Source organism: Enterococcus diestrammenae, assembly GCF_049384045.1.
Taxonomy (GTDB): Bacteria; Bacillota; Bacilli; order Lactobacillales; family Enterococcaceae; genus Enterococcus_C; species Enterococcus_C diestrammenae.
In genome coordinates, this window is record NZ_JBMRGR010000021.1 from 24555 (window position 1) to 36441 (window position 11887).

Genomic DNA, 11887 nt, shown 5'->3' on the forward strand with positions numbered 1-11887 from the left:
GAAGTAAAACGAGTTGAATGAATTTTTTGAGGAGGAGAATTTTATGGGCGACTCAGAAGAAACCCACATTCGACATGTGTTTGACAGTTTTTGTAAGAAAGTAGTCTGCAACGAGGCGTTAAATATTCAAAAGAAATATGCTAGATTTCGCCAACGTCAGATCTCAATGGAAATATTAGAGCGTGAAGGCTTAGGGACAGAGTTCTATTATTTGGAACCAAATTTGAATAGTAGTGACACTTTTATTGTCCTTGGGATGAAAATCCTTATTTCAAATGAGGAGTTGGCAAATGCGATTGCAGCATTACCTAGTCTAAGACAAGAAATCATTTTGATGTCCTTCTTCATCGGTCTCAACGATCGGGAAATTGGCGATATTATTGGAAAAAGTCTTGGCAGTGTTTGGTACCAACGACAAGTGGCATTGGAAGAGTTGGGAAAGTATTTGGGTGGCATTTATGAAGCAAAATAAACGATATATACCTTTCATACCACTAGCGACAATTAAAGCAGCAACTTCAGGTGATTCAATTGCCATGTCCATCGTTCTGTCAAAATATCAAAATTATATTTCACGATTAGCCATGAAACCTGTCTATGAAGAAGAAAAAGGAATGGTTATGTACGTAGATGAATATATGCGTAGACAACTGGAAACGAAATTGATTGAGAAGATACTTGAATTTGACACAACTCGTTAAAGTATTTTTTCCCTTTCCTTTTCATTCTATGGAAGTTTTTTATTGGTTAACAATAAAGGATTTCCATAGGCTGAAAATAGCCTAACGTTCTTTGAAAAGTGAATAGTAAATCTATCAGTACAAGTAGATTACGATTTTCCAGTTACGCCATGACTAGGTTATCCTTTGAGCGACAAATTTAATATGAAAATCATAACTACGATAATGAGACTTCTGTAACCAAATTGGCCCGCCATTACTGGGGGGAGGTGAAATTCCTATGTGCTTTGGCAAAGCAGCTGATAGATCAGAAAAACTACTATTTCCATATTTCGATTTTGGTTGGCATATTTTTCATGCCAAATTCTGTGATTTTAATAGCATCGGCAAGATTTAATTTTTCTACAGCTCTTTCTCCACTTTTAAGTTTTTTTACTGTACTCAAATTGATTCCTGTTCCGGATGCTATTGCATTAGCCGTAGATTTTTCAAGAATTTCTTTAATTATTTTTATGTCTGCAATTCCTTGTTTCATATTATTAATTCCTCTTTTCTAGTCCGTTTTGATGGGATACTGGAGTGGTTTTTTCCAATTTCAAGGGGGGGACTGTGGTGGTCGTTTTGAATTTGATAGAGAAGGGTGATGGAGTTGGAAGTTAAAACAAATGTTAATTCTCTGGAAATAGAGTTCTATTCAATTTTACAAAAAAAACTGGAAGATTACACGGAAAAATTGCTTGCAGTTAGTCATTTACCTCTGGTTTTAACAAATGCTGATTTAAAGCGACTATTTCAGATAAGTGATAGTACACTGAACCGTTTAGTAAAACTTGGTGAGTTTCCTCCCTGTTGGTATGGGATTCGGGGACACTATTTTCGTGATGATGTTTTAGAATGGATGAGAAAGAGTGATTCAGATGACTATCGTGAACAGCTCCGTATATTGCGTTCCTTATAATATTTCATTTCTTTTATACTTGCGGTACAATTCGTATATAGAGAATAAGAGATTTTATATTTTTCCGCTTAAGGGGTTCTTCTCTCAAGGGAGGAATCTGTAAATGGAAAAAACAGATCGTTTCAAGAAGCAAATTAGTTCTACAGGTAGGATCACATGGTATTTCCAAGCATACCGGACAACAAGACGTGGCTTTAAGTCAAAACGTGAGGCACAACTCGCCTATCTTGAAATGGAGAAACAACAAAGGCTTAAGAAAAAAATTGTTGCAAGCAATGACAAGTTTAGTGTTGTAGGTGAGCAATGGTTTCAACATTATTGTTCATTAAATGAGCAAAAGGAAACAACCTATGATAAGCGAGAAGAACAATTAAAAATAATTGTTCGATGGATTGGTGATAAAAAGTTGTCTGATCTATCACCAGACTGTCTTCAAGAACTGCTTTTTACTTTGAAGGAATGTGGTGTTAATGGAACAAATGTTGGCTATGCCAAAAATAGTTTACAATCACTTATTCAAGTTCTGAATATGGTTTTCAAATATTGTCAAAGAAAGAATTTGATAAGTGAAAATCCGATGAAGACTGTGAGAATACCAAAATATCAGTTAACGGTAACTGATTTAAAAGAAGCCGTAAATAATATTGAAGACAAGTTTCTTACTGTCGATGAATTGAGAACTTTTTTGAATTATGGCATTGTTCATGAGGAGTTACCAATGTCTGTACTATTCCATGTTCTATTTTACACTGGTTGCCGTGTCAGCGAGGCTCTTGCTTTACAGCCTGAAGATATAGATTTCAAAAGAAATGAAATTCTATTCTATAAACAAACAGCAGTTAAAGGTAAGAGTAAGGATTTTCGAATTGAAACTACTAAGACAGTTAGCTCTGCTAGACGAGTTCTAGTTACTCCGCTGGTCATGGAAAAACTACAAGAATTGATTGATGTTTTGGAAGAGATGAGACAACATTACAGGTTTACTATAGAAGAAACATACTTGTTTGTGTATCTTGATTCTAGTAAACGTGGTGTTCCTTATCGTCGAGAATATGTAAATGATCATGTCAAACGGTGTTTGAACCGCTCAGGAATTAATAAGCCATTTCATACTCATCTGGCTCGCCACACAATGGCAAGCCTAGTAGCTGAGCATTGTAGCTGGGAAGTTCTAAAGGATCGCTTAGGTCACACTGATCGAACAACTTCTAAAATTTATCGTCATTTAACATCAACTGAAAAGGTAAAACCTCTGATTGCTTTTAGTTCTTTAGAAGGTTAAAAAAACGGTGAAACCACTGGTATTACAGGATTCTTGGAAAACGATTTTTTAACAAATTAGTCAATATGTAGTCAGAGGGGATGAAAATCCTTTTATATCAATACTTTAACGACTTTTCACAAGTATCAAAGAAATCCGTCGTTAATTTTTGTTATAAAAATGACGCAAGGCCACCGAGAAATCGGTGGTCTTTTTCTGTTGTATTGCTCCTATTCACAAACAAAGCCCTCCGTATCGTTGCAACATAATTCTTGAGGAAAATTCCTGACAAGTCTAAGCGTGAAAGGATGCTAGCCTACGAGGAGGAAATTCAGAGTTGAAAAAGCACGCTTATCAATTTTCACACTGTTTTTATAAGGAGTCCGGCTTTTGATGCCTAATCATTGACAGAAAAAGGACTAAACTTGTTTAATGAATGAAGCAACTGCTGATGAAGAAAGGTGTCCCCTTCTTAATCAGTGGAGAAAAGAGGCATAAGTCATTGGGTGGCGCTCATTTTTCAAAAAAAACGATTTTATCGAGAATATGCCCTGCAAGATGGACAACTAATTACCGGCCAAAATCCTTTTTCTGTACGAGCCGTGGCTAAATTATTACTTCAAGCAATTTCTGTGAAGGGCTGAGGATGAACTGGCTGAGATTATCTCCTTCAAATCACTGTTGGCTGGGGATTAGCGATGGGCAATGCCTCTGAGGAGCTGAAGGCAGTCGCAGATGAAGTCATTGGCCGAGTAGACGACGACGGTATTTATCATTATTGTCTCCGCCAAGGGTTGATTTCAGCAGCTGATTGCGGGCACTTTTCTATCGGTAAATTGGTCGTTTTCAGAAAAAATCATGCTTTTCATTGACCTTCTTCAGAAAACAAGCTATGATGAAGGTACAATTAAATAATTGTTAGGTGAGGCTCCTATATGGACACAGGCTGCTGCCGCGAAAGAATCGAGAGACTCTTAGATGGTAGAACAGGTTTGATCGTGAAGGTCAAACACAACGTAGCTGACTAGTTGCAATGCTAGTCTACGCCCTATAGTGCTAAAGCTCTACGATGATAAAACGTAGCCTTTTTTGCGCGCGCTCATGGTAGAGCGGGCGCTTTTTCGCTATTTTCGGGGAGTTAATGGCGCAAATCTGGCTTGTCTGTTTTCCGAGGAAAACTCGTTGCGTAGTGTATGACGGCTTTCTCATGTGGAGGCTACCCTTTTGCAAAATGTTTGTCGAGAAAGTTGGGGAGTCGATAAGGCTTACCCTAGCCAAATTTTTCTACAAGGTTTTTTCTACAAGGTTCTAAAAAAGTTGACGGGATGGAGAGGTTTCGTTTGCTTTTCAAACAATTTTAAACCAAAGAAAGGATGAAAGAGATGGAAGCCCCCAGTTTTAGATCACGAATAAGACCGCTTTAGGGGGATCTTCCTCCTAAAGTTCGAGGAGGAAGTAGTATGTTGAAAAAAACACTTACAAAAGATATGGAATTGAAAAAATTAGCCTTGATGTCAGAGCGGGAACTTTTGATGTATTTGCGGACATCAACGGCGGGTCTGTCAGAAGCCGATGCCAAAGAGCGCTTGGAGGAATACGGACCAAATCTCGTGAATGCTCAGAAACCGCGAACTGGCTGGCAAATTATTTTAGGAGCGCTGAAGGATCCCTTTGTGCTGGTGCTTTTGTTACTGATGATTGTCTCCGGATTGACGGGGGATGTGGAAGGTATGCTGGTGATGGGGGGCATGGTGATAGCTTCGGTGGTGATCACTTTTGTGCAAGAATATCGCTCAGAAAAAGCCAGTTTTGCTCTGAAGGAAATGATTGAAAATACCGCGACTGTCATTCGCAGTGGCGTGCCTCGTGAGATTCCCATGGACGAAGTGGTCCCTGGGGATTTGATCACTTTGGCGACTGGCGATATGATTCCCGCTGATGCGTTATTGTTGTGGACCAATGATTTGTTTGTCAACCAAGCTTCCTTGACGGGTGAATCATTGCCGGTGGAAAAAGGCCTGCGCCAGACAGAGGCTGAAACAGCGCAAGCGGCAGTGGATTTTCCTGATCTCGTTTTTATGGGCACCGATGTGTTAAGTGGGCAAGGGCAAGCGATTATTTTGAAGACCGGGCAAAATACCTTCTTTGGTGATATAGCCCATACGGCCACCGAAAAGCGAGGCGCGACGGCTTTTGATACCGGGCTAAAAAAAGTCAGCAAGCTATTATTGAGTCTGGTGTTGGTGTTATTTCCGGTGGTGTTCTTACTCAATGGTTTTACAAAAGGTGATTGGGGTGGGGCCTTCTTCTTTGCCATTGCGGTGGCGGTAGGGTTGACACCAGAAATGCTGCCGATGATTGTTACTAGCAATTTGGCGAAAGGGGCGTTGAATTTGTCCCGCCATCAAGTCATCGTCAAGGAGCTGCCAGCAATCCAAAACCTCGGAGGCATGGATATCTTGTGTACCGATAAGACTGGCACGATTACGGAAGATCGGGTGGTTTTGGTGGAACATCTTGATCCATTAGGTGAAGTAAATCAGCAGGTCTTGCAGCTGGCTTATCTGAATTCCCACTATCAAACCGGTTGGAAAAATGTGATGGATGTGGCGGTGATCGAGTATTTTCAAAAGCAAAACCAATCACTGCCCTACCAAGAGATTGTGAAGATTGACGAATTACCTTTTGATTTTTCGCGGCGGCGTTTGTCTGTCATCCTCCAGGTGGATGGGTACCAACTGATGATTACCAAAGGCGCGGTGGAGGAGATGGCGGATGTCTGCAAATACGTCGAAATTGCTGGTCAGGTGCAATTGTTGACTCCGGCCCTCAAAGAAACCATGGGGCGCCTCAATCAAGAATTAAATGAACAGGGGATGCGGGTGATAGCAGTCGCCGTCAAACGGGATGCCCACAAGGACGCTACTTATACGGTGGCAGATGAAAACGACTTGACCTTGATCGGCTACATGGCCTTTTTGGACCCGGCTAAAGCATCGGCTGCCAGTGCTCTCGCAGCCTTGAAAGACCATGGCGTGACGGTCAAAGTCCTGACTGGCGACAATCCTTTCGTAGCAAAAAAAGTCTGCAGTGATGTCGGAATCGCTGTGGGGGAAATTTTGTTAGGTAGCGATATCGAGGCCCTCAGTGATGAGGAACTGGCTGCAAAAGTTGGTGAAACCCATCTTTATGCCAAACTCAATCCCATGCAAAAAGCGCGCCTGATTGGTGTTATGCAGCAAAAGGGTCATACTGTTGGCTTCATGGGAGATGGAATCAATGATGCGCCAGCTTTGCGGAAGGCTGATGTGGGGATCTCGGTGGATACCGCAGCGGATATCACCAAAGATGCGAGTTCGATCATCTTGCTGGAAAAATCCTTGCAAGTCTTGGAGACGGGGGTCATCGAAGGGCGCAAAGTCTTTTTCAATATGATGAAATATATCAAGATTACTTTGTCCTCTAACTTTGGCAACGTCTTTTCGATTTTAGCTGCCAGTGCCTTCCTACCCTTTTTGCCGATGGTGTCTCTGCAATTGTTACTGCAAAACTTGATCTATGATTTTGCCCAGCTGACGATACCTTGGGACCATGTGGATGAAGAAGAGTTGCGGCAACCAGCTAGTTGGCAAATCAAGGATATCTTCCGCTTTACTGTGGTGATTGGTCCGGTGAGCTCGCTTTTTGATATTTTGACTTACTTGGTGATGTGGTTTGCTTTAGGTGCCAATACTGTGGCCACTGCAGGACTGTTCCAAACAGGTTGGTTTTTAGTAGGTTTAACGACCCAAACGTTAGTGGTTCATTTGATTCGCACTAGAAAACTATCCTTTATCCAAAGTCGTGCTTCTTGGCCAGTCTTATTGGCAAGTGGTGGGGCGCTAGCAGCAGGCTTTTTGCTAGTCTTAACGCCCCTCGGTCAATTTTTCGATTTTTCCCGCTTACCAGGGGCCTACTTTGGTTGGTTCTTCTTGATCGTCGCTGGCTACTTGGTGACGTTGGAAGCAGTCAAGCACGTGTATATTCGTAAGACCGGGAGTTGGTTGTAAGAAAGGCAAGCGCTAAAAAGAAGCTGTGTCTTTGAAGTGTTTATTTGAAACTCAGAGGTTCGGTTACAACTTACACTCTTGAGTTTTCGACTAGCTTGCTATATGATAACAGCAAGTGAATTTTGTTTGCGGGGGGACGCTGCGGCGTTGAGAAGGTAAAACCTGACCCTTTGAACCTGTTTGGTTGAGACCAGCGTAGGGAGCAATTGTCTGAGGGAAAGATCGTTTTTTCAAGGCACTCTTCTGCTGGGAGAGTGCCTTTTCTGTCGTCTTTTTTCGAGAGTAAGGGATAGAGCAGCATACATGAAAATCTTCAAATGCCAACTTCAGCGATGTATGCCGTAATCAAGGCGCTTTCATAGAAAATTCAGGTGAAACCGATGCCTGCTAACGAGTATCCTGGGGCAATCCTGCCTGTTGAGAGAGGCAGGCGTTTGGTGGGCCTTTTGAACTGGCTGTCTTCTTTCCTGTGAATGAAATGTAGCGATTTTTGCATCGATGATAAGTTTCAGAGAGGAGCAGATTCATGAAAAAAGTAGTTAGTATAGCTGGCTCAGATTGTAGCGGTGGCGCGGGGATTCAAGCGGATTTGAAGACTTTTGCGGCTCACGGAGTGTACGGGATGTCGATCGTCACTTCAGTGGTGGCGGAAAATACAGTGCGGGTGATTTCTTATCAAGACATGACACCGACTGTGATTTGCCAGCAGGCGGACGCGGTATTTGAGGATATTTTTCCAGAAGCGGTGAAAATCGGGATGCTCTCCAGTCGGGAAACCATGCAAGCCGTGGCTACTAGTCTCAAAAAATGGCAACCGCAAAACGTGGTCCTAGATCCGGTGATGTATGCCAAAAACGGGGATGCTTTGATGGATCCCACAGCCATTGATACCTTGATTGCCGAAGTTTTACCTCTGGCAGATGTCATCACCCCCAACATCCCTGAAGCGGAAAAGATTGCGAATCGGACAATTACGACTTTAGCGGAGATGGAAGCAGCTTGCCGGGCAATCCAGCAAGTCTGTGGTGCCGCAGTACTGATCAAAGGGGGCCACAAGACGGGAGCGGCGACGGATGTTTTATTTGATGGGCATGATTTTTACCACTATTCCGTCGAACGAGTAGATACGAAAAATACCCACGGCACCGGCTGTACTTTTTCTTCCGCGATTGCTTCTGAGCTGGCTTTGGGACGGGCACTACCGGAAGCTGTTGCAAAAGCTAAGGACTACATCACCATGGCAATCACCCATTCCTTAGCGCTAGGCAAGGGGCATGGTCCGACAAATCATTTCTACCAAGTGTATCGTCAAGGATTGGAGGAGCAAGCATGAATCCCTATCAAACGGCTTTAAACAAAGTGCAGGAACAAAATCCACTAGTACACCATTTGACCAACTATGTCACGGTGAACGATTGTGCCAATATTACCTTAGCGATTGGTGGTTCGCCGATTATGGCAGATGATCTAGAGGAAGTCGCAGCGATTACTGAATTGGCACAAGCAGTGGTGATCAATATCGGTACCCTCAATGCCCGTACGGTTGAGGCGATGGTGTTAGCTGGTAAAAAGGCCAATCAACTGGGAATTCCTGTGATTTTGGATCCGGTGGGCGCGGGAGCCTCAGCTTTGCGGAACCAGACGTTGGCACGTTTACTGGCAGAAGTTTACTTTGCGGTGATTCGTGGCAATCTTTCAGAAATACGCTTTTTGGCCGGTTTTGCCAGCGTCAACCAAGGTGTCGATGTTTCGCAGGCGGATCTTTTGACAGTACAAGACAGTCAAGCCGTGGCCCAGCAGTTGGCGCTAGCTCGACAAGCGGTGGTGGTGATTACTGGGAAAGTCGACGTGGTCAGTGATGGCTTGCAGGTGGCGCTTATTGAAAACGGCCATCCCACAATGAGTCGCATCACTGGGACTGGTTGTATGTTGAGTTCGTTGTTGGGGAGTTTTTGTGGTAGTCAAAAAGATTACTTTAGCGCCAGTGTGGCTGCTACTCTGGCGATGGGTATCAGCGGGGAAATCGCCCATGAAAAAACGCAGCACCAAGGTACGGGGAGCTTTCGGGTGGCCTTGCTAGATGCGGTGAGTCAGTTGACCCCAGCTACCATGGAACAAAGGGGGCGACTACAAATTGTCAAAGCCTGATTATGCACTGTATTTGGTGACAGATGCCAGCTGTGTCGCCGGGGATTCCCTGTTGGCTGCTGTGTCCGAAGCGCTAGCCGGTGGCGTGACGATGCTGCAGTTACGGGAAAAAGAATTAGCCAGTCGTGCCTTTTACGAAGAAGCGCTGGCTATGAAACAGTTGGCGCATCAGTATCGCGTGCCCTTGATTATCAATGACCGCTTGGACATCGCCTTGGCTTGCGACGCAGATGGTCTCCACGTGGGGCAACAGGATTTACCCGTCGCCGCAGCCCGCAGATTGCTAGGCCCAGATAAACTGATCGGCGCCTCTGTCCAAACCGTCGCCGAAGCTATCCAAGCCCAACATGATGGGGCGGACTACCTCGGTGTCGGGGCGATGTTTGCGACAGCTACCAAACCAGATGCTCTCCCAGTCAGTCGGGAAACATTGCGAGGAATCTGCGAGGCGGTCTCAGTTCCCTTGGTTTTAATCGGTGGTCTAAATGAACAGACGCTGCCTGCCTTTAAAGGGGAACCAGTCGAAGGCGTAGCGGTGGTTTCGGCGATCTTAGCCAATCCAGATCCAAAACATGCGGCACAAAAGCTGCGCCAACAGGTGAAGGCAGTGTTGGGGGTGTAGTGCTTTGTCAGCAGCTGGCCTCCTAAATTTTTGGAGCAAGCCGCTGCTATTGATGGCAAACGAGAGAAACGCAAGTGCCGTTAGCGGGCTTCTTATCCCTCGAAATACTAAAAAAACGATTCTTCCGGCTTTTCAGCGGAAAATCGTTTTTTTTGTCGTTGGTTTGAGGGGATGCTAGGAAGTTGCTTGAGGATGTTTGGTTAGTTTACTTCCCCTGAACCACTGATTCCAGTCACATTCGGCAGTTTGCGCAATTGAAAGGCAATCGCCAAAGTCACATAATCTTTCATATTCCGCGGATTTAAACCGGTGAGAGTATGAAGGCGATTGAGCTTATTTTGGAAGGTGTTTTTATGGATAAACAACTCCTCTGCCCCACGAGAAATGCTGCCGTTGTGCTTAGTGTAGACTTGCAACAGCTCGTCGAAGGTATCGATTTCCCCTTCGTTTAAATTTTGAAAGATATGACTTACAAATCGCTGGATGTACTCGGGATCAATTGCGCTTAAGATAAACTCTACGTTTAAGTCGCTAAAATTTTTCACCTGAGTAGTCATATCTTGCTTGGCCCAACTAGCAGCAATCTTGGCTTCTTCAGAACTAGCAGCTAATCCTTTGTAGTCGTCTACGCAAGAGCCAATACCAAAAACAAAAGGTGTGTGGTAGCGATCCGTGATGTCTTTTGCCAAAGCTTCCAACAAAAAGGTCAGCTGGGTGGATTCGAGTTTTTCCATGATGATGGTCACCATCTGGTTGGAAACCGTATAGAAGGAATTGGTGTAGTGGTTAAGGCGACGATCGACAATATGGGTCAAATCTTCGTGGTTGCCGTTTTGTTTGTGGTCATCAATTTCAAAAAATCCAGTAACAACACAACGAGGCTTTTTTAAATCAATCTCTAGAATACTAGCTAAATATGCCGTCAAGCTTTCGTCCCGGGTTTTGGATAACAACATGCTGATTAAGTTGTTGTAGTTTAATTGTTGGTTGAAGTGGGTGATTTGGACCCAGTTTTCCCGGATCAAAATTTCGGTCATTTTCTTGATGATATTGCCAAAGGGTTCGACTTCGGCTTTTTCTCCGGTGATCCCAATGATGGCGACGACTTCATCATTGAAGAGGACCGGCAGATTGATGCCTTTGCGGGCGCCTTCAAATTGGTTGTCGTACTCGATGGTCAAGGTTTCTTTCATCCGAGCCGCTTTGAGGGCGCCAGAATGACTGGTGCCTACCCGGACTTCATCGGTACTGGCGATAATGGTGCCGGTGGTGTCGAATAAATTAATTTCAAAATGGATAATTTCTTTTAAGTTCTTCACAATTTGGGTAGCGATTTGTGGTTCTAGTTCCATCATGTGACCCCTTTCTGCCATTTATCTCATTCATTATAGCTGAAAAAATGGTCTGGGGAACAATTTTTTTCCGAGTTATAACAAATATGAGGGCCTGATCCTGAGTGAAAAACTTTAGCTTCTCCTTGAGGGCTATCTCCAAGATTTTGTGTGAAGGGGGATCTAGGGAAGGGCAGTTTGCAGGGGGCGTATCCTAACAGGCAGCAACTTTCCCATTAGAACTGTCCTTTCGTGAAGGGGTTAATAAGATGAGTCATAATTTTTACCGTATGACCCCAAAAAGCAATGGTATCTGTATTCTTGGGTTTTTGAGGTATGATTCTTGATGGGAGTGTTTGACTGTTTCTTTTCAGGAGGAAGGAGCATTGGTGAGGTGGTTAGTTTTTATGTCTAGCATATCGCGGAAGAAATGACATCGTACTTAAGTATCTTTTGTGGTCAAATTTGTAAATCCAAATGAATTGTTTCATAACCAAAGTAGAAGGAATTTTTTCTTGGCATGCCCATTTTTTATTTGATGATTCAAAGCGTCAATTTCCACGGCTTTGTTCAAAATGAATAGATTCATAGTTATCTGCTTCAAATAGTACAGCCATTAATAGAAAAATAAGGGGTAACTAGAAAATACCCATTTTGGCTGATTATATAGAAGCAAATTTTCCAAACGAAGGACGTAGATCAAAAGATTTAAAAAAACGAAAAAAGATTTAGCCAAAACCCTTGACCTATCTCTTAAGAAATGTTAAATTAGTCAACGTTGACGCGAGGAAAACACAACAGAAAACAACTTGAAAAACATTTCAAAAAAGTTGTTGAC

Annotated in this window: 11 protein-coding genes, 1 pseudogene and 2 riboswitches; of the genes and pseudogenes, 10 read left to right on the forward strand and 2 right to left on the reverse strand. The window is 43.4% G+C overall.

Going from position 1 to position 11887, the window contains the following annotated elements:
• Positions 1-43 precede the first annotated feature (43 nt).
• Both ACO03U_RS12060 and ACO03U_RS12065 read left to right on the forward strand, forming a co-directional pair.
• Positions 44-472, forward strand: coding sequence for an RNA polymerase sigma factor (locus ACO03U_RS12060; protein ID WP_204687294.1), 429 nt, complete (start codon positions 44-46; stop codon positions 470-472).
• Positions 459-701 carry a helix-turn-helix domain-containing protein gene (locus tag ACO03U_RS12065; RefSeq protein ID WP_070783118.1) on the forward strand — a complete coding sequence of 81 codons (243 nt, stop codon included), beginning with the start codon at positions 459-461 and terminating at the stop codon, positions 699-701. The genes ACO03U_RS12060 and ACO03U_RS12065 overlap by 14 nt, the downstream gene beginning before the upstream one ends.
• 298 nt (positions 702-999) lie before the next feature.
• Here ACO03U_RS12065 and ACO03U_RS12070 read toward each other — a convergent pair whose 3' ends face one another.
• Positions 1000-1215, reverse strand: a complete 216-nt coding sequence (locus tag ACO03U_RS12070; RefSeq protein WP_016613890.1) for a hypothetical protein — start codon at positions 1213-1215, stop codon at positions 1000-1002.
• Between the two features lie 108 nt (positions 1216-1323).
• On the opposite strand from ACO03U_RS12070, the gene ACO03U_RS12075 reads away from it, so the two are divergent.
• From ACO03U_RS12075 to thiE, 8 genes and pseudogenes are all read left to right on the forward strand, one after another.
• Entirely contained in the window at positions 1324-1638 is a 315-nt protein-coding gene (locus ACO03U_RS12075; protein WP_204687293.1) for a helix-turn-helix domain-containing protein, read from the forward strand.
• 103 nt (positions 1639-1741) lie between these two features.
• Positions 1742-2920, forward strand: coding sequence for a tyrosine-type recombinase/integrase (locus tag ACO03U_RS12080; protein WP_204687292.1), 1179 nt, complete (start codon positions 1742-1744; stop codon positions 2918-2920).
• A 503-nt stretch (positions 2921-3423) separates the two neighbouring features.
• A pseudogene (locus ACO03U_RS12085) lies at positions 3424-3543 on the forward strand (type 1 glutamine amidotransferase domain-containing protein); the annotation flags it as partial.
• Positions 3544-3573: 30 nt separating this feature from the next.
• Positions 3574-3771 (forward strand): HAD family hydrolase, encoded by a 198-nt coding sequence (locus ACO03U_RS12090; protein WP_423104854.1) that lies wholly within the window; start codon positions 3574-3576, stop codon positions 3769-3771.
• A gap of 35 nt (positions 3772-3806) precedes the next feature.
• Positions 3807-3980, forward strand: a riboswitch (M-box (ykoK) riboswitch).
• Positions 3981-4359: 379 nt separating this feature from the next.
• Positions 4360-6948: a magnesium-translocating P-type ATPase gene (gene mgtA / locus ACO03U_RS12095; RefSeq protein WP_204687290.1), complete on the forward strand. Its 2589-nt coding sequence runs from the start codon at positions 4360-4362 to the stop codon at positions 6946-6948.
• 120 nt (positions 6949-7068) lie between these two features.
• A riboswitch (TPP riboswitch) is annotated at positions 7069-7167 on the forward strand.
• Positions 7168-7474: 307 nt separating this feature from the next.
• Positions 7475-8281 (forward strand): bifunctional hydroxymethylpyrimidine kinase/phosphomethylpyrimidine kinase, encoded by an 807-nt coding sequence (gene thiD / locus ACO03U_RS12100; RefSeq protein ID WP_161869976.1) that lies wholly within the window; start codon positions 7475-7477, stop codon positions 8279-8281.
• Complete coding sequence (gene thiM, locus ACO03U_RS12105) at positions 8278-9096, forward strand: hydroxyethylthiazole kinase (protein WP_204687289.1); 819 nt, start codon at positions 8278-8280, stop codon at positions 9094-9096. Before thiD ends, thiM begins: the two co-directional genes overlap by 4 nt.
• Positions 9083-9718, forward strand: coding sequence for a thiamine phosphate synthase (gene thiE, locus ACO03U_RS12110; protein WP_204687288.1), 636 nt, complete (start codon positions 9083-9085; stop codon positions 9716-9718). The genes thiM and thiE overlap by 14 nt, the downstream gene beginning before the upstream one ends.
• 200 nt (positions 9719-9918) lie before the next feature.
• Here thiE and ACO03U_RS12115 read toward each other — a convergent pair whose 3' ends face one another.
• A complete protein-coding gene (locus tag ACO03U_RS12115) occupies positions 9919-11073 on the reverse strand; it encodes a CdaR family transcriptional regulator (protein ID WP_204687287.1) in 1155 nt (384 codons plus the stop codon).
• Positions 11074-11887: the final 814 nt, after the last annotated feature.